This is a genomic window from Dorea acetigenes, assembly GCF_025567385.1.
GTDB lineage: Bacteria > Bacillota > Clostridia > Lachnospirales > Lachnospiraceae > Claveliimonas > Claveliimonas acetigenes.
In genome coordinates, this window is sequence record NZ_JAOQJU010000001.1 from 102,564 (window position 1) to 122,072 (window position 19,509).

Annotated in this window: 14 protein-coding genes; all 14 read left to right on the plus strand. The window is 43.4% G+C overall.

Annotated elements, in window-relative coordinates; all coding sequences use genetic code 11:
- Nucleotides 1-7: 7 nt before the first annotated feature.
- The 14 genes from OCV99_RS00530 to OCV99_RS00595 all read left to right on the plus strand — a co-directional run bounded on the left by OCV99_RS00530 (nucleotide 8) and on the right by OCV99_RS00595 (nucleotide 19,507).
- Complete coding sequence (locus OCV99_RS00530; protein ID WP_242856463.1) at nucleotides 8-952, plus strand: DNA-methyltransferase; 945 nt, start codon at nucleotides 8-10, stop codon at nucleotides 950-952.
- Nucleotides 953-969: 17 nt separating this feature from the next.
- Nucleotides 970-1,782 (plus strand): DUF4313 domain-containing protein, encoded by an 813-nt coding sequence (locus OCV99_RS00535; protein ID WP_081019432.1) that lies wholly within the window; start codon nucleotides 970-972, stop codon nucleotides 1,780-1,782.
- A gap of 23 nt (nucleotides 1,783-1,805) precedes the next feature.
- Entirely contained in the window at nucleotides 1,806-2,306 is a 501-nt protein-coding gene (locus OCV99_RS00540; RefSeq protein WP_055056111.1) for a PrgI family protein, read from the plus strand.
- A 130-nt stretch (nucleotides 2,307-2,436) separates the two neighbouring features.
- A complete protein-coding gene (locus tag OCV99_RS00545; RefSeq protein ID WP_025577466.1) occupies nucleotides 2,437-4,803 on the plus strand; it encodes a VirB4-like conjugal transfer ATPase, CD1110 family in 2,367 nt (788 codons plus the stop codon).
- 174 nt (nucleotides 4,804-4,977) lie between these two features.
- Nucleotides 4,978-5,100, plus strand: a complete 123-nt coding sequence (locus OCV99_RS00550; RefSeq protein WP_255610470.1) for a hypothetical protein — start codon at nucleotides 4,978-4,980, stop codon at nucleotides 5,098-5,100.
- Nucleotides 5,069-5,605, plus strand: coding sequence for a JAB domain-containing protein (locus OCV99_RS00555; RefSeq protein ID WP_262574437.1), 537 nt, complete (start codon nucleotides 5,069-5,071; stop codon nucleotides 5,603-5,605). Before OCV99_RS00550 ends, OCV99_RS00555 begins: the two co-directional genes overlap by 32 nt.
- A 134-nt stretch (nucleotides 5,606-5,739) precedes the next feature.
- Nucleotides 5,740-6,336 carry a DarT ssDNA thymidine ADP-ribosyltransferase family protein gene (locus OCV99_RS00560; protein ID WP_025577469.1) on the plus strand — a complete coding sequence of 199 codons (597 nt, stop codon included), beginning with the start codon at nucleotides 5,740-5,742 and terminating at the stop codon, nucleotides 6,334-6,336.
- An 18-nt stretch (nucleotides 6,337-6,354) separates the two neighbouring features.
- Complete coding sequence (darG, locus tag OCV99_RS00565; RefSeq protein ID WP_025577471.1) at nucleotides 6,355-7,392, plus strand: type II toxin-antitoxin system antitoxin DNA ADP-ribosyl glycohydrolase DarG; 1,038 nt, start codon at nucleotides 6,355-6,357, stop codon at nucleotides 7,390-7,392.
- Nucleotides 7,393-7,487: 95 nt separating this feature from the next.
- Entirely contained in the window at nucleotides 7,488-8,828 is a 1,341-nt protein-coding gene (locus OCV99_RS00570; protein WP_055056109.1) for an LPD25 domain-containing protein, read from the plus strand.
- 59 nt (nucleotides 8,829-8,887) lie between these two features.
- On the plus strand, nucleotides 8,888-9,709 hold the full coding sequence (locus OCV99_RS00575; RefSeq protein WP_172704712.1) for a phosphoadenosine phosphosulfate reductase family protein: 822 nt from the start codon (nucleotides 8,888-8,890) through the stop codon (nucleotides 9,707-9,709).
- Nucleotides 9,710-9,856: 147 nt separating this feature from the next.
- Nucleotides 9,857-10,318 (plus strand): hypothetical protein, encoded by a 462-nt coding sequence (locus OCV99_RS00580; protein ID WP_025577477.1) that lies wholly within the window; start codon nucleotides 9,857-9,859, stop codon nucleotides 10,316-10,318.
- On the plus strand, nucleotides 10,308-12,404 hold the full coding sequence (locus tag OCV99_RS00585; RefSeq protein ID WP_055056108.1) for a C40 family peptidase: 2,097 nt from the start codon (nucleotides 10,308-10,310) through the stop codon (nucleotides 12,402-12,404). The genes OCV99_RS00580 and OCV99_RS00585 overlap by 11 nt, the downstream gene beginning before the upstream one ends.
- A gap of 12 nt (nucleotides 12,405-12,416) precedes the next feature.
- Complete coding sequence (locus OCV99_RS00590; protein ID WP_055056107.1) at nucleotides 12,417-12,623, plus strand: DpnD/PcfM family protein; 207 nt, start codon at nucleotides 12,417-12,419, stop codon at nucleotides 12,621-12,623.
- Complete coding sequence (locus tag OCV99_RS00595; protein ID WP_055056106.1) at nucleotides 12,620-19,507, plus strand: N-6 DNA methylase; 6,888 nt, start codon at nucleotides 12,620-12,622, stop codon at nucleotides 19,505-19,507. The genes OCV99_RS00590 and OCV99_RS00595 overlap by 4 nt, the downstream gene beginning before the upstream one ends.
- Nucleotides 19,508-19,509: the final 2 nt, after the last annotated feature.

The following is a 19,509-nucleotide window of genomic DNA, read 5'->3' on the forward strand; positions in this document are numbered from 1 at the left end:
AAGGATTGTGCAGGAAAAAGGGATACAGATGACACTATTTGAATATTTTCAGGACGCAGAATGCTTCAGCCTTAAAGAAGCAGTGGCTTGTGTAGAACAGGTAAAAGAGGTAAAAGAACCCAGTATCCGGGCAAGAATTTATGAGGGAATAGAAAAGGGGCTTTTTTCCAGGATAGCCAAAGGAGTCTATACGGTTACCAAAGAACAGGACGGAGAAGAGGTAACTTGTATGATGGTTCAGGGGAATGGCAGGGATTTGAGCTTTTTAAAAGATAACAGTATAGATGCCATTATTACAGATCATGCTTATGACCTGAAAAAAAGCCTGAAAGGGGGAAATCGGGATTTTGCGGCCTATGAATGTTTTCAATATACGCAGGAAGACTTTGATGAAAAATACCGGGTGTTGAAAAAAGGGTGTTTTCTGGTAGAGTTCATGCCGGAAGAAAATGGGGAAAATTATGAATACCTCTATCAGATGAAAAAAATGGCGAAAGAAGCAGGGCTTGAATATTATGCAAAAGTCGCCTGGAAAAAAGGAGATTTCGTTGCCAATACGGGAAGAAAATCTAAAAATACGGAAGAGATTGCATTTTTTACGAAAGGAAAAGCCAGGAATTTACGCCCAGATGCGAAAAAGGATAAGGCGGAGCCAGGAATATCCCACTATATGTCAGGCGCCAGGGGAATGCTTCCAACGGTCTTTGACATTGAACCGCCAGGGAAAAACTCCCGTATTCATCAGGCAGAAAAACCAGTGCAACTTTTGCAGCAGATCCTTGGATTTGTAACAGAAGAAAAGGAGTGGGTACTGGATCAGTTTGCAGGTTCGTTTTCCCTGGGGGAAGCAGCACTTTCCAGTGAACGGAATGCAATCTGCATTGAAATTAATGAAGAATATTTTGAAAAGGGAAAAGAAAGGCTTCTGTCTGCAAAGAGCAGGAGTCGGTAGGAAAGGAGGATATGTAAATGGAACAGGAAGAAAAACTCAGCCTGGATTTTGGCAATGGGGAGATCTATGAGGTCTGGCTGGAAGTTGCAACTTATCCGGCTGATAAAAACATCAAAGTTTGTGTGTTTACGGAAAAAGAGGAAGAGATATGGAAACTTTTTGAATTGACCACAGATATGGGAATTCCGCTGGAAAAGAACCAGACCTTTTTGCTCCCAGGCTATGATCTGGAGCAGATAGTAGAATTTATCAAAAAAAACGCGATTGGACAGTTAAAAGAAGAAATCTGCTGTTCTGGCTGTATGGAATATCCACTGTTTGAATTTCAGGAAGAAACTTTAAAGAAATTGGACCCGGAGGGATATGCAGCCTATGAGCAGGCATACCAGGAACGGGGAGAAGTAAAGAATCCAGAATTTCAAAAGGAAATCAAAACAGCGGATTTTCAATGGGCGTATGGAACCGAAGAACTGGCATTGCGGGTAGATTATTATGCAATGAACCAAAACCTTTATGTGGAGCTGTATAGCCGGGAAGATGGGATGTGGGAACCGTTTTCAGATTTGACCGTAAACCTTCCCGGATATTGCCTGGAGCCTGGAACTGCCTGTATCAGCGGTGATTTTAGTAAGGAAAATATCCAGTTTATTCAGGAGCATGGATTGGGAACACTGCTTCCCTGGAAAGCACAATCCGGTATGGGGCAGTATGCGGTGGTGAAATTTCATCTGGAGGAACTGCGTAAGTTTGACCAGGCTGGGGTTGCCGCCTTTTGCAATCAGCATGGATTACAGAAAACCATGCAGGAAGAGCGAAGACAGAGTAGATAAAAAACAGAGACAGGAGGTTATGTATGGAGATTGAATTAAGTGAGGACCTGCAGCATTATAAAGAATCCCTGGTTCTAGGGCTTACAGCAAAACAGTTTTTGTTTTCGGCGTTGGCATTGGGCGTAGGAACTGGGATTGTCCTGCTTTTGTATGAAAAAATCGGGATTACTTTGAGCTGTTATGTGGCAACCCCTTTTGTTGTACCTCTGGCACTGACTGGGTTTTATAACTATCATGGGCTGACATTCTGGCAGTTTGCAGGGAAGATGATTTATTTTTCCTTTTTTAACCGCCCTTTGGTGTATGGCTCTACGGAATCGGTGCAGGAACTGAAACAGATTTATATGGAAACCCGTCAGGAAGAAGAACGGGAAGTACAGCAAAGGAAAAAGGAACAGAAAAAAGAGAAGAAAGGTGGTGATGTCAACGTGGTGAAAAAGAAGGCAATCCGTATGGGGATCGTAACGGTAGTGATGATTGTACTTGGTGCGGCAGCAGCGGTGTGGTATAAGATGTACCGTTGACCAGAATATTCAATCAAGGCGTGAAATAGCGCCTGCTCTCCATTTCAGGAGAGGGATACACAGACATGTAGCGGCAGATGGAAGCTGCTGTGTTTGTGGCCCCATCTGCCTGAAAGGAGGAAATTAGAGATTGTCAATTTTTTCAGATAAGTTTGACCAGTTAAAAAAAGCAGATAAAGCAGTAAAATCCCCGAAATATCTTCAGGAAGTCATGGGGATTGGGAGAATTGCAGAAAATGGCATTTTTGAAGTAGGGAAGGGGGTATATTCCAGGACATACCGTTTTTTGGACATTAATTATGTAACCGCAGGTGCAGAAGAACAGATGCGAATCTTAAAGCAGTATTGTAAGACGGTAAATGCCATTGATGTATATTTTCTTATTACCATTTTTAATCGGAACAAAAACATGCAGGATTTCCGGGAGCATGTACTTTTCCAGGAAAAAGGAGATGGTTTTAACTGGCTGCGTGGAAGTTATAACCAGATTATTGAAAAGCGCATTGTAGATGGAAGGCAGGGGATTGAACAGGAAAAACTGCTGACTGTATGTGTAGAACGGAAATCCTACGAACAGGCAAAAGCATTTTTTGCCACTTTTGAAGCGACCTTAAAACAGAACTTTGGAGAACTTGGCTCCTGCATTGAAGAATTAAATGCAGAAGAACGGCTGCGGGTACTTTTCAATTTTTACCGTATAGGGGAAGAGGAACAATTTTCCTTTGATTTCAGACAGGCATTAAAAAAGGGCGGTGATCCTAAAAATGATATTTCACCAGGGTATATGCAGTTTTACCCAGGTTATTTTGAAACGGAACGGAAAAAATGCAGGGCATTATTCATTAAAAAATATCCTTCTTCTTTATCGGATACCTTTTTAAATGAGATTACCAGCCTTCCGGTTCATAGTATTACTACAATCTGTATTGTACCAGTACCAAAAGAACTGGCAAATAAGGTTCTTCAGAAGAAATATCTGGGCATTGAAAATGATATTTTAAAGCAGCAGAGAGTCCGTAATAAAAATAACGACTTTTCCAGTGACATTTCTCATATCAAGAAAGTCCAGAAGGAGAAGATTGTAAATCTTATGGACGACGTGCGGGAAAATGACCAGAACCTGTTTTATACAGGGGTTAATTTCTTGATCATGGCAGAGGACAAGAAGGAGTTAGACAGTGTAACCGAAACCATTAAAAATATCGGCAATGGACGCATGTGCCAGATTGAAACCCACTATTATCAGCAGAGGGAAGCTATGAATACCATACTTCCAGTGGGAAACCGGCAGATCAGCACAATGCGGACCATGCTCACCAGGGATATTGCAGCCCTTCTTCCCTTTAATGTACAGGAATTAAACGAAAAGTCCGGCGTCTGCTATGGCATTAACCAGGTTTCTCATAACCTTTGCATTGGAAACCGGAAAAAACTGGCAAATGGAAATGGAATGGTATTCGGTGTTCCCGGCTCCGGAAAATCCTATTTCAGTAAGTCGGAAATGCTGCAGGTGTTCTTAGGAACAGATGATGATATTATCTGTATCGACCCGACACTGGAATATTTTGATATTGCAGAAGCCCTGGGAAACCAGGCAGCAATCATTAACCTGTCTACCTATACAAAGAATTACATCAATCCTTTGGAGATGGACGTTTGGGCGCTGGATTTAAACGATTCTCAGGGATATATCCGGGATAAAGGGGAATTTATGCTGGGGCTGTGTGAACAGTGTTACGGGGATAATCTAAACAGTCGCCATAAATCCATTATAGACCGTTGTGTACGAAAGTTGTATATCGACATTGCAAAGGCAAGGGAAAAGCATATCCCTACCATGTCAGAATTTTATGAGTTATTGTTGGAGCAGCCAGAAGAAGAGGCAAAGGACATTGCTTTATCGTTGGAGCTGTTTGTAAATGGCTCTTTAAATATTTTCAATAACCATACCAATGTGAATGTACAGGCAAGGTTCATTGTCTATGGTACCAGGGACCTGGGGAAAGAGCTGGGAGCCATTTCCACTCTGGTCATGCTGGAAAATATCAGTGCCAGGATTGCAGAAAACGCAAAGAAAGGAAGGGCAACCTGGCTTTATATAGATGAGTTCCATACTGTTCTTGACCGGGAGTATAGTGCGAAATTTTTGTTCAGCCTCTGGAAAAAAGTGAGGAAGCAAGGGGGACTATGCACAGGAATCACCCAAAATTTGGTTGATATGCTGCAAAACTATACAGCCATGACCATGCTTGGAAACAGTGAGTTTATTGCCCTGTTAAAGCAGTCCAATGTAGACAGTCAGGAATTATCCACTGCAGCAGGAATTCCAGAAGCACAATTAAAATATGTAGATAATTCTCCTTCCGGTACGGGGATCATTAAGTATGGAAATACCTGTATTCCATTTGATAACCGTATGGAAAAAGAAGCCAATCCGCTGTATGCGCTTTTCAATACCAACCTTCACGAAAAGGCGTTGCAGACAAAGCAGGAGTAATGTAATCTGAAAGGAACTTTTTCTTTTATCTGTAAAGGAAAAGGTATGACAGACGAGAAAAAAATTAGGCAACAGCAAAAATTATAAGTCGGTAAAGTAGAAAAAGGATAGGACAAAAAGAGTGCAGTTCTTTTATCAGGCACTCTTTTTGTATATCATGGGAAAGGTGGCAGAATGGCTGAAACATATCAAATAGAAATGAATTTAGAGCAGTTGGAAAGACTTTTAAAAAATCTGCCGGAGGGAATTATGCTGGAGATTTGCTTTGGAAAGGAAGAACATGGAGAAGACACATAAAATAGATGTGGTAAGTATACGCCTGGTGGAAGAACCTCCTCTATACAGTAGCAAAGAATTAAAAAATCCCTGTGATGTGGCAGAACTCTTTCAGGATTTTTTAAAAGATTGTGACCGGGAAATGTTCTGTATTTTAAACCTTCGGACAAAAGGACAGGTAATCAATCTCAATGTAGTGGGTGTCGGGACTCTGAACAGTGTATTGATACACCCGAGGGAAGTGTTTAAATCTGCAATCCTGTCTAATGCCAGCAATATCATCCTGGCACATAACCATCCTTCGGGAAATCCGGAACCTAGCAGGCAGGACATGGACATGACAAAAAGATTGGCAGAAGCTGGGCGGCTTCTGGGGATTGAAGTGCTGGATCATGTGATTGTATCAGATGACCGGTATTTTAGCTTCCGGGAGGAAAAGCTATTGCCGGAATATTTCCAGATGGATGGGATAGCTGCGGAGCAATCCTTTCCGTATGCAAAGAGTGAAAGAGAGAAGGTACGTTAATGGGATTGACGGATTAATACGGGAACCATATAATGAGTACAATGGAAAATTTGTTTATAGAAACAAACACGTTGATGGAGAATGTAAAAATTCTGTGATTAGCGTTTAAAGTGTGTTATATTAGGAGGAGAACGATGGGATTAAAAGATGCGAAAGAAGGAAAACTTCTATATCATTTAACAGAATTAAAGAATCTGGAATCTATTATTGATTTTGGCCTTGTGCCGAGAAAGATTCTAAGGGAGAATACGGTAACATTTGGAGATGTAGCAGATCCAGAAATTATACGCAAGAGGGAAAGTCTGGGATTGGACGGATACATTCCATTTCATTTTCATCCATATTCAGCTTTTGATGTGGCTGTAAAGAAAACTCATGCGGGAGAGGAAATGATCTATATCTGTATTACCAGAAATTTGGCAAGGCGCAATAATTTCAGCATTTTACCTAAGCACCCATTGGCATTGGAAGGATGCCAGTTATATGATTATGATGAAGGTTTTGAAATGATCAACTGGGATATTCTTACCAGTGTGGGGCAAAATGACGTGGAAGCCAGAAATATAAAGATGGCGGAATGCCTGAGCCCATTGGTTATTCCTGTTGATGCATTCCAGTGCATCTATGTTTCATCTGAAGAAACTAAAAACAGAGTAACAAATTTACTGAAACAGAAAGGCGTTATCTTTCCACCGCCATTTATTACGGTGATGTCCCAATGGTTTGAATAACGAGAGGAGGTGGTTGTGTTGATTAAATACACAACTGGAGATATGTTTCAGTCTGGTGCAGAGTGTTTAGTTAATACAGTCAACTGTGAAGGCTATATGGGAAAGGGAATTGCGTATCAATTTAAACTGAAATTTCCGGAAAACAATAAAGCCTATATAAAAGCATGTAAAGACAAAACACTTCATGTCGGAACAATCCATACTTTTGTAGAGAATGGCATTACAATTGTAAACTTTCCGACGAAAGATAAGTGGCGTGAAAACTCTAAAATAAGTTATATAGAAACAGCACTGGATGTTCTGGTAGAAAGGCTTCCGAAACTGAATGTAAAGTCCGTAGCGATTCCCCCGCTGGGATGTGGTAATGGTGGTTTGGATTGGCAGACAGTAAAAGAACTGATACAAAAGAAATTAAAACCAATTGCTGATGATTTTACGGTTTTGATTTATGAGCCACAGAGAAATTATGTGCAGAAAGCAGCTACTGCACCTAAACTTACAGCAGCCAGTTTAGTCTTGATGAAACTCAAAATGGGACTGAAACGTTGTACAAAACTTCGTCTTCAAAAAGCGGCGTATTTTATGAATTTATATCTGGAAGAACCTTATTTTTCCTTTCAAAAGTATAAATATGGTCCATATGCCCATTCCATTGATATTGTTGGCAGAAATATCGGAGAGTATCAGAGTTTTTATGGATTAAATGATACAGAATCGACGTATCAGTTAGCTTATCAGGTGATATGCAGTGAAAAAACAACAAAGCTATTGAACCGCCTTTCTCCTGCAATTGAAAAGGCTGTTGCTTATGTAAATGGGATAGAGAGCGACCATGAACTGGAAGGACTTGCAACAGTAACTTATTTAGTCCAGACTTTTTCAAGAATAGATGCCAGCCAGATCGTATCTGAATTTAAACAGTGGTCAGATGACAAAGCAACCCGTTTTACTGAGGATGAAATAAAGAAATACATTGACTGCTTGGAGCAGATGGGTGTGATAGAACGGGATATTATGGGAAACTATTGCATTTCAGAGTATCTTTCTTACAGATAAACAACAATTAAAAAAGAAAATAGGAAGTAACACGAAGAGCATTATCGCTAAAAACGGTAGTGCTTTTTTTGTGCATAAAAAGGAGGTATTGCTACGTGGAAAAAGGTGAGATGGGCGAGAATGCCACCGGACGTTTGGCAACGTATTATGTGGCAGAATGTATGGAATTTAACCGCTATGGAGAATACAGGGAGGATATCCACAGTGCAGAAGAGGCAGTAAAGATCTATCAGAGTATTCCTTCTGAAAGGTTGAATGCAGGAAAAGGAATTGGGCTTCATGTGGAGGAAGAAGATGGTATTCCATTGGAATTTTCCCTGGTTTATAACGGAGAGTTGGATGTGGATCTTTTGAGAGATATCTATGATCCAAACCAATACCCAGAGGTTTTTATAGCTGCCAGGGAACTGAGTGCTTATCTTCCGGAAACAAAAGTCATTGATACCAAAGGGCTTTTAAAAGAGAAAACCTTGGAGGCTACTGTTTTTGCAGATGAAATGATAAAACTGGAAAAAAATCTTGACCCTGATTTTTACCATACCTTTTATCCGAAAGAAGCAGAACATAAGGAAGCTATTATATGGAAAGCCTTATGTCAAGATGGAAAAGAGGAATACAGCAGGTGGCTGGGAAGCAAGATATTTGAGCAGAAACCAGAGCTGAAAGAACAGGCAGACAAACTAAAGACAACACTGGAACAGGTAAAACTTATTCCGCCGGTGGACTTGAAACCCTTTGTGTATGTGCGGATCAGTGAACACCCGGACATTCCATTGGAAGAAGCCATGCCATTAAATCAAGCGGTAGAATTGTTCGGAAAGCTGGATCGGCAGGCAGTGGAAGAGAAAGATATGGCAGGTTATTACAAAACACATTTTGAAATCTGTTTTCTCTCAGAGGGGGAAGTCATGTCTTATACCGGGCGCCAGGATTTTGGTGACGGGGAAGGAAATCTGCTGGATCATGTAAAAGCATTTGCAGATTATTATCTCCATACAGAAGAAGGGCAGAAGCTTATGAAACAGACCGCCAGGACAACAGAAGAATGGGAACATGAACAACAGCAAATGAGATGGGTACTGGAGGAGATGCTTCCTACCCTTCAGTATTTCTGCAACCTGGAAAAACTGGAAACAGCGGTTCTGGAAGAACAGGAAATAGAAAAGAAAGTCCCTTTACTGACGCAGGGGGACGCATCACGAAAAGCATATCAGGAAGCCATGCTTGCCTATATCCGGGAAAGCAGGATTGCATTAAATACAGGGAAGGAGCTGCCTTGTATGCCGGATATCCGGGATTTTGCAACTGCCTGTCCGGATAAATCATACAAAGAACAGGTTATGGAAGAGATACGACAGGAAGCAGAGTCATACGGTATGACCGTAGAAGCGTATGCAGCAAATGGATATGAGCCGCCAAAAAGGGGCGGCAGATAAAATTAGGAAAGGAGGCGGAGTTTTGGCCATGTAAAAGATATCTTCCCTCCTGAAAAAAATTGGATTTAGAAAAAACAGCAATAGAACGTATCCGCACTGCCAGCCAGATGTCCCTGCAACATTATGGGCTTCCTTTGGTAGTGACGGACAGTGGAGGAAAAGACAGCGCCGTATGCAGGGAACTGGTACGGCGTTCCGGCGTGCCATTTGAACTGATGCACAACCTGACTACTGCAGATGCCCCACAGACTATTTATTATGTGAGGGAACAGTTTCAGAAGGCAGAACAGGCCGGTATAACTTGTAGTATCAATAAACCTTACTATAAAGGGCAGCGGATAACTATGTGGAGCCTGATCCCCATGAAAATGATCCCTCCTACCAGGACTATCCGGTATTGTTGTGAGGTTCTAAAAGAAAATGGTGGGGCTGGGCGTTTTATCACCACAGGTGTCCGGTGGGCAGAAAGCCGAAAGCGGAGGAAAAACAGGGGGATTTATGAAAATTTTGTCCCAAATGGAAAAAAACGTGCCATTATTTTAAATAATGATAATGATGATACCAGGCGACTCTTTGAATCATGCCTGTCAAGGGGCAAACACGTATGCAATCCCATTGTTGACTGGAGTGACCAGCAGGTCTGGGAGTATATCCAGGCAGAGAAAATACCCATGAACCCTCTTTACGAAATGGGATTTCACTGGGTTGGCTGTGTAGGCTGTCCTATGGCAGGAAAACAAAGATACCGGGAGTTCCGCATCTTCCCGACCTATGAGAGGGCTTACCGGCGGGCTTTTGCTAAAATGCTGGAGTTAAGGAAAGCTGCAGGAAGGCAGTGCAATTCCCGCTTATGGTCAGATGTAGATGCTTTTTTCCGTTAGTGGATGGAGGATCCTGGTATCCCCGGACAGTATGAATTGTCCTTTCATGAAGATACCAATGAGATTTATTATGACTATTTGTAGTGGAAGAGAGGAGGAATTATCGCAAAATATCAATTATCTTTTGGACTGCAGTATGAAGCCTGGATGCTGGAAATCCGTATTCCGGACTGGCTGGAGTTTCCTTCTAAGGAGCAGGCACTAAAATATGGTGAGCAAGCTGAGGTTTCCGTTTTCTTAAAAGCGGAAGCTATTTTTTTGCTCTTTGATGGCAGTAAGGAGAAGATTTTACCGCAGCAGACGGAACTTTATCAGTTTTCCTACCTGAAAGAAAAGACTTATGACAGACTGGGACCGCCACTTTCCCCGGAAGACATAGACCATTTGGTAGAAGTGGGGGAATTGGAGCAGGTACTGTTCAGTGAAAAATATATCCTGACAGAAGATGATTACCAGGAATTTTCCGGAAACCTTATGGAAGCCTTTCAGGAATTGGAAAAGGAGTACGGTCCACCACCCAGAGAAAAGGAACAGGGGTATCTGTTTCAGGCGCTCTGGTATCAGGCAGAAGAATTAAACCCCGGAGAGGGGGACTGCTTTGGAGATTAAGGTAAAAAAAGAAAAAGAGCCGGAGCTGAAATTAAAAAAAGAAGCCCAGGTGACGGTGCATAAGAAAAATCCTATTTTATCTGCAAAGGAAAAGAAAGCTGCTTTTACCTCTAAGCCGGTGGCCGATCTTTTAGGGCAGAGAAAGAAAAAAGAAGGGGCAGAAAAAGGGAAACAGCCGAAGCAGGGCAGAGAAGCGCTGTTTGAAAAACAAAAGGAAAAGAAAAAGCAATCCGGGAAAGAGGCAGCAATCCGGGGAGCAGCAGAAGATAGAAAACAAAATGGAAAGGCCAAAAGCACCGTATCTGTACCGGGAACCTTACAGCCGGATCAGATGAAACAGGGGGTAGCACCAAACAGTCAGCCCTCTGCTGGTTTCCAGGCGAAGGAACAGTATCGGAGGGAACAGGCTGCAAAGCTGGCGGAAACAAAAAAATCTTCCCTGGCGAAGCAGACTGCCATAAAAGGGGTACGCCGGGGAGAGGCTGCTATATTGACCCAGTTAGAGGGCGGGGAGGAAGTCAATGATTCCCTTTATGTCATGGGGACAGCAACAAAACCGGCAGAAAAGCTGTGGAAGGATCGGAATTATAGAAAGGCAGAGCAGGAATTAAAGGTAAAACAGGCAGATGGGAAGATCACCAATAAGCAGTTTTACAGACAAACAAGAGCAGTGAAAAAGAAACAGATGGAGAAACAGAAAAAACAGGCAGTCCGGCAGAGAAAAATCCAGTATATGATCAATAAGCTCACCGGAAATGGGCAGCAGGACAGTTTGGCACAGGTGGCAAAAGATATTGTAAAGATGAAAGCCTCTGTGTTTATGCTGAAGGTGGTCCAGTTTGCCGGGGCGCTTTTGGCTCCGCTGTTCAGTATTCTTCTTGTGGTGGCAATCCCTGTAGTGATTATCTTTTTCCTCTTATACTGTTCGCCACTTGGTGCGTTCATGCCAAATCCGTCTGAGGAGAACCCTACCGTCCGAGAAGTTTTAAGCGGTTACTACATGGACTTTAATACAAAACTTGGACAAAATGGGAAAGATGGGGCAGTTACCTATCTCCATGAGAAAAACGGGAATTATGTGAGTAATTACTATGATACTTTAATGGTTTATATGGTGAAGTATGGAACCGGGGATATAGGTGTGGATATGGATCAGCGGCATAAGGACAAGCTGAAGGAAATCTTTGATGAAATGAACAGTTTTGAAAACACGACCATAACCACCACCATAAAGGCAGGGGAAAGCCTGGGAAATGTTGTCACCAGCGGTTATTGCCAGTGCAGTATCTGTTGTGGACAGTGGGCAGGAGGACCTACAGCCTCCGGTGTCATGCCAAAACCGGACCATACCATTGCAGTAGATGCACAAAACCCCTTTGTCCCTATGGGAACCAGGATCATTATGAACGGGATTGAATATACCGTAGAAGATACCGGAGCATTTGACCGGTATGGGGTACAATTTGATGTTTTCTGTGCAGATCATGCAACTGCGTCTGCCTGGGGACATCAGACTTTTGAAGCGTTTCTGGCAGATGGGGACGAAAATGAGATTACGGTAACAAAGAAGGGCTGCTACGTCAAGAACCTGAATTATGAGGACTATATTGCACTTGGAAAGCTGACCGAAAAAGAAGAAGAACTTTTAAGGGAAGTCATGAGTGAGGAATTCCGAAATGAGATCCCTTCCTTTGGCGTAGGAAGTGACGTTGCAAATCTGGCACTGACGAAGGTAGGCTGCAAATACAGTCAGGAACACCGGTATGAGGAAGGATATTATGATTGCAGTTCCCTGGTACAGCGGTTGTATCAGGAGGTAGGCATTTCCCTTCCGGCGATTGCCTCTACCCAGGGAGAATTTATGGTAACACATGGGTTGGAAGTTACAGAAGGCGAACTGGAGCCGGGAGATCTGATTTTTTATTCTTATGAGCAGAATGGGCAGTTCCGCAATATTTCCCATGTGGCAATTTATGTTGGTAATGGCAGAATGGTACATGCAGCCAACAGCAGACGTGGAGTAGTGAATGACCCGTTCAATCCGTCGAACATTGGGCTGTATGGAAGACCCAGCCGCTTGCAGTAAGAAAGGAGAAGCATGGACGAAAAAGAATATGAAGTGACCATAACAGAAGTCCTGGAGAAAAAAGTAAGATACCGGGGCAGGAATGAACTGGAGGCAACTGCAAAAGCAGAAGCAGATTATTATGCAGAAAAAATCGTGCTGGGGGCAGATGATTTTTCCTATCGTGATATTTCTGCAAAAGAACTGGTACCTGTAAAAGAAAGAAGGAACAGCAGATGAAGCATATCACAAAAGTACGGGAACTGTATGAGGAAACCATACACTGGATTTCAGAGTCGGAGGATTCCTGGAAAAATTTTCTTTTCTGCATGGGGCGCTTGTATCAGTTGGACTTCTTAAATACCTGTATGGTATATGCCCAGCGCCCAGATGCGTCCGTTCTTGCAGGATATGATGCCTGGCTGGAAATGGATTTGCCGGTTGCCAGAGGAAGTAAAGGAATTGCAGTATTTCCTTCCAAAATTTTCGGGGAAGGAGTTACCCATGTTTATGATATTCAAGATGTAAAGGGACAGGGAATCCGGCCCTGGAACTGGCAGGTGAATGGGACAAACCGCAGACTGCTGGCAAGGGAGCTGTTCCCGGAAATCTACGAACAGGAAAAAAAGTTTAAAAATTCTTTAGACGCCTTTACAAGAACAAATGTTTGGTTTATGATAGAAGAGGAATATGAAATTTTAAAATCCTTGCAGAAGCTGGCTGTCCTTACCGGAGAGGGACAGGAGGTAAAAGAAAACCAGATTACAGAGTTTCTTGTAAACAGTGTCTGTTATGCGGTGGAAAGCCGCTGCGGTATCCGAGATGACACCCTGGATTTTTCTTTTATCTGCGGTTTTTCAGAGAATGAGGAGGTTCTGTACCGGACAGGACGGTTAGTATCCCATTTATCTGGGCGGATTGTGTTACAGATTGCAAGGACCATGAAGAACATAGACCTTGAAAGGAGGCAGTATTATGGAAGGGATCGCAGGAATCCAGTACAGGGAAATGAATGGCGTACAGATACCAGTCTTAGAGGGCGTGATGAGCGAGGAGAAGATACTGGCGTCCCTGAACCGTTACGGCAGGATCGCAGCACAGGAAATGAAGAGAACGGACCAGGCACAATACGAAATGATGCTCCTGTCCGGGAAACTGATGGAGCGGCTTATGAAAATCCAGACAGAAGCGGAGGAATACCACGAGAAACTGGCAGAAAGTCTTCTGAAGACCTGGACCAGAGAGGACAGGACCGACCCTTACAATACGTTGGAAATGACCAACCTTCGGATACAGGCGGACATGGAAGCGCAGAAACAGGTTATGGAGGAGATCATTCACCCCAGGATCGGATAAAACAGGAAAAAACAGAAGAGGATACAGAGAAAGGAACTGCTTCGGCGGTTCCTTTTCTGTCTGGGGAGATAGAACCTGCACAGCCGGAAAACTGGCAGAAAGAGAAAATCCTTCTGGAAATGACAGGGCAGGAGATACCATATAAAATTTATGAGTTTTACCGGAACAATCCAGAGGAAACAGACCGGGAAGCCTATCTTTATGAATTGTATGGAGATGTAAAAAGAGAAGCCCATACAAAAGACGGTATCCTGACCGCAGAAAGCGGTTCCAGTGGTTTTTATATTCTTTGGAGTGAGGGAACTTCCATGAAGGAGGCGTTCTGGTACTGGGACGAAGTTTCTTTGGAAATTGGGAAACGGATTGAAAAAGGGACCTATCTTCCTTTGTTATCTGTATCGGAGGAAGCCTTAGAAAATGGGGAAGAAACAGAGGAAGAAACCTTACAGCCAGAGAAAGTGCAGGAAGTGATTGAGGAAAAGGAACCAATCCCATTAGAAGAGATTGGCATAGCCTTTTATAAACAGAATATCCAGGCGGATATTTTAAAGAAAATGCTCTGTCTGGTCTATACGACCAATCAGCTACCGGAAGAAAAAGACCATTTTTTGAAGATGCTTTTGCTTCGGGAAGTACCGGAAGGCCAGCCTTATTATCTGGTGCGGACAGAACATGGAAGCTATGAGCTTTGTATTCAGGAAAATGGGATTAAGATCACCCTGCCGGAAAGCCAAGATTTTCTGCAGGAACTTTCCTGGGATCAGTTTGGCGGGCTTACTGCACATCTGGCAGAGGAGGACCAGATTGCCTATACCGAAGATTCAGAAACCTTAGAGCAGCAGGAGAATATGTACCGTCTGCTTCCCTGGTTTCCTGCATTATGGGAAGAATATAGCGAAATTCTTAAAAAAGAAGAGCTTTGGCAGGAAGGAAGAACCTCTGTCCAGACAGAAGGTAAGGTAGAAGCCGGAGATTATTATTACCCAGAAGGGTGGCTTCAGTTTACCGGTGGGGATAAAAGCCGGTATCAGAAAAATATCCGGGCGATCCGTATCTTAAAAACACTGGAGCAGGAAGAGAGAAATGCCACAAAAGAAGAACAGGAAATTCTTGCGGGGTATGTAGGGTGGGGCGGGTTGCCAAATGCTTTTAACAGTAAACGCCCGGAGTGGAAAAAAGAATATCAGGAATTGAAGGAACTGTTGACCGCAGAAGAATACGCCCAGGCAAGGGCCAGTGTCAACAGTTCTTTTTATACGCCGCCGGAAGTCGTGCGGGGTGTTTATAAAGCCCTGGAGCAGTTTGGATTCCAGAAGGGAAAAATTCTGGAACCGGCTATGGGGATTGGAAACTTTTTTCATGGTCTTCCGGAAAATATGCAAAAATCCCAGCTTTATGGTGTGGAGATTGATGCCATAAGCGGAAGGATTGCACAAAAGCTCCACCCTTCAGCCAGTATCCAGATCAAAGGATTTGAAAAAACGGAATTTGAGGATAACAGCTTTGATGTGATTGTGGGAAACGTGCCTTTTGGGGACTTCCGCTTGTATGATCCCCGATATAAAAAGATGAAGCTGAAAGTCCATGATTATTTTATCCGGAAAAGCCTGGACCTCCTTCGGCCAGGAGGCATTTTGGCAGTGGTAACTTCAAAAGGAACGTTGGATAAAAATGACAGCACTGTGAGAAAAAATCTGGCAGAACAGGCAGACCTTTTAGGGGCAGTCCGGCTTCCGGCAGATTCTTTTGGAAAGAGCGCCAATACCGCAGTTACCAGTGACCTTTTGTTTTTTCAGAAAAAAGCAGAGCCTTCGATTGGGGAGCCGATCTGGACTTATACAGGGCTTACAGAAGACATGGTGCCGGTGAATGAGTATTATCTGGAACACCCGGAAATGATGCTTGGGAAAATGGTCTGGTTTGAACAGTTTTTCGGGAAAGATTCCAAATATACAGCCCTGGTCAATGAAGCGGAAGACTTTGACCTGGAAAAAGGAATTTTGGACGCAGTTGGAGAGCTTCCTAAAAACTGTTATGAAGAAAGCATAGCAGAAAAAAAGAAGGAAGAGCAGGACGTCTTAGCTGCTTCTCCAGAGATACCTAATTATACGTTTACGGTGATACAGGACGAAGTATATTACCGGGAAGGGGAGTCTTTATACCGGAGCCAGGTAAAGGAAAGTGTGAAGCGTCGGATACGTGCCATGCATAAGATCCGCCTTCTGGTGCGTGAAATTTTACAGATACAGCAGGAAAATTGTTCTGACCAGGAACTGAAAAAGGCACAGGAACAGTTAAACCGTTTGTATGATGCCTTTGTGAAAACGCATGGATATTTCTGTGACCGGACAAATAAAATGGCGTTCCGGCAGGACAATGATTATCCCCTGCTTTCTTCCCTGGAAGTGGTTGACGAGGACAAAAATGTAACCAAAGCTGATATTTTTTACAAAAGGACCATACGCCCCAGAGATGTGATAGACAAAGTGGAAAATGCCCAGGAAGCATTGCATATCAGTCTGTCAGAATATAACCGGGTGGATATTCCCTATATGCTCTCTCTTTATCCGGGAAACAGGAAAGAAATGCTCCAGGAATTAAAAGGGTTAATCTACCAGAACCCGGTACTGGCAAAAGAAGAAGATCCCAATGCAGGGTGGGAAACCGCAGATGAGTATTTAAGCGGCAATGTGCGGCAGAAGCTCCGTACTGCTAGGATTTATGCGCAGAATAATCCCTTGTTTGTAGACAACGTGGAAGCACTGGAAAAGGTACAGCCAAAAGAACTGACAGCGCCTGAGATCAGTGTAAAACTGGGAACAACCTGGATTGAAAATGAGGATTACGAACAGTTTATCTATGAGCTTTTGGAAATCCCGGAGAGCAACCAGAGAAACTATTGCGCTCATAGTGGCCATGCCCTCAAGATTGAGCGCTTAGATGCAGATATGTCTTACCATATTGACAGGGGAAACTTTTTTGGAGGAACCATTCGTACCAGACAAACCTATGGCACAAGATTTATGGATGCGATCAGCATTATAGAGGAACTGTTAAACAGCCGGATTGTGACCATAAGGGATCGGGTGCAGGAAGGGGAAAAAATACGTTATGTGATCAATCGGAAGGAAACCATGCTTGCCAGGGATAAGGCGGAGCAGATAAAAGAAGCCTTCCGGGACTGGATTTTTAAGGAGCCGGAGCGCAGAAAAAAATATGTGGATTTTTACAATGAAACCTTTAACTGCGACAGACAACGAAGCTATGATGGCTCTTATTTAAAACTGCCGGGACTGAACCCTCTGCTAAAGCTGCGTCCTTATCAGAAAAATGCTGTGGCAAGGGCATTGCTGTGTGGAGGAAATACCTTGCTTGCCCATACGGTAGGCGCTGGTAAATCTCTGGAAATGATCTGCATCTGTATGGAGATGAGGAGGCTGGGGCTGGCAACGAAACCCCTTCTTACCGTTCCGAACCACCTGACCTTCCAGATGGGAGCAGAATTTTTGCGCGCCTACCCAGATGCGAAGATCCTGATTACCAGAAAAGAAGATTTTCAGAAGGAAAACCGCAGGCGTATGATTGCCAGAATGGCAACAGGGGATTATGACTGTATTATTATTGGCCATACTCAGTTCCAACGAATTGCCATTTCCCCTGACCGGCAAAGAGCCATGATGGAAGAGCAGGCAGAGCAACTGGTAGAAGCCATTAACCGGGCAAGGGAAGAAGAGGGAAAGAACTGGTCCATAAAGCAGATGGAAAGCAGAAAGAAAAAACTGCTAGAGAAAATCGAAGAACTGAACAATGAAGAAATCAAAGATGATGTGATGTACTTTGAAGAAACGGGCGTAGACGCCTTATTTGTAGACGAAGCACACCTGTTCAAGAACTTGGAAGTTTTTACGAAAATGAACAATGTTGCGGGCCTGGGTTCCAGCGGTTCCCAGAGGGCTATGGATATGCGAATGAAAATCCAGTATATCAACGAAAAAAATCAGGGAAGGGGCGTCATTATGGCAACGGGAACCCCTTTGTCAAATTCTATGGTGGAACTTTATGTGATGCAGTTATATCTGCAGGAAAGGCGGCTTCACGAAAAGGGGATTTACCATTTTGATGCATGGGCTTCTGTGTTTGGGGAAGTTACCAGTTCCCTGGAATTGGCACCGGAGGGTACCGGTTACCGGATGCGGACCAGGTTTAATAAGTTTATCAATCTGCCGGAACTGATACACCTGTTTAAAGAAGTGGCAGACATCATTCTGCCTGATATGCTGGATATTAAGCGGCCAGAATTAAAGGACGGAAAATATAAGGTTATAGTATCGGAAGCCTCTGATTATGTCAAAGAACGTATGCAGGAAATGGTGGAAAGGGCAGAAGCAATCCATAGAGGTGTGGTAGATCCAAAGGACGACAATATGCTCCGGATTACCGGGGAAGCAAGGCTCTTGGGTACAGATTCCCGGCTTTTGGACAGTTATGCTTCGGTAGATTCGGATTCCAAACTGAATAAAGCAGTAGAAAACATTTACCAGGAATATGTACAGTCCCAGGAACAGAAAGGAACCCAGATTGTCTTTTCGGATATTGGGACACCCGGACCTGGAAAAGCATTTACCGTCTATGATTATTTAAAACAGGAACTGATTACCAGAGGTGTTCCAGAGGAAGAAATCTGCTTTATCCATGATGCAAAAACAGATGAACAGAGGGACCGCATGTTTTCCGATGTCAGAGCCGGAAGGAAACGGATTATTATAGGAAGTACCGAAAAACTGGGGGTAGGAACCAATATCCAGACCAGAATGGTGGCGGCTCATCATATCGACTGTCCCTGGAAACCCTCTGATATTGAACAGCGGGAAGGGCGTATTATCCGCCAGGGGAATGAAAATGAGGAAGTCAATATTTACCGCTATGTAACAAAGGGTTCTTTTGATGCTTATTTATGGGGCATTGTAGAAACAAAACAGCGGTTTATCAGCCAGGTATTTACCAGCCGGGAACTGGCAAGGATCTGTGAGGATATAGATGAAACCGTACTAAACTTTGCAGAGATTAAAGCGGTAGCTTCTGAAAATCCCCTGATCATGGAAAAAATACAAGTAGATAATGAAGTAGCACGTCTGAGAATTTTAAAAGCTGCACATGAAGGGAAAAGGTTTGCCCTGCAAGATGCGGTCACTTTCCAGTATCCGAAAAGGATAGAAAGTCTGAAGGGAGAACTGCAATTACTTCAAAAGGATTTGGAGCGCAGGAACCAGGCTATGGAAGTACAACCGGGGTTTGCAATCACGCTGCAGGGAAAAGTTTATGAGAAACACAAAGAAGCAGGCGAAGTTCTGCGTGGGATTATAGAAGGAGTGACGGCTTTTACCAGGTACGAAGTCGGTATGTATAAGGGGTTTCAGGTATCTGTTCAGAATGATATGCTGGGGCCGAGCTTGTTCCTTCAGGGAGAGAAGGAGTATAGTGTGGAGTTAAAAAGCAGTGACTCCGGCAACATGGTTCGTATAGAAAACCGCTTGAATGCCCTTGATAAAGCAGTGGAGGAGGTTCAAAAAGAAATTAAGACCTGCGAAAATGAGATAAAAAATGCAAAGCAGGAATATGAAAAGCCCTTCCCGTATGAGGAGCTTTTAAAAGAGAATATTACCCGGCAGATGGAGATTGATGCAGAACTGGAAATCAAGGACCAGGAGGAGTGTGTGGAAGTGCAGGAGGAAACTAAAAATCTTCCATGCCAGACAGCAGTTCGGTAACG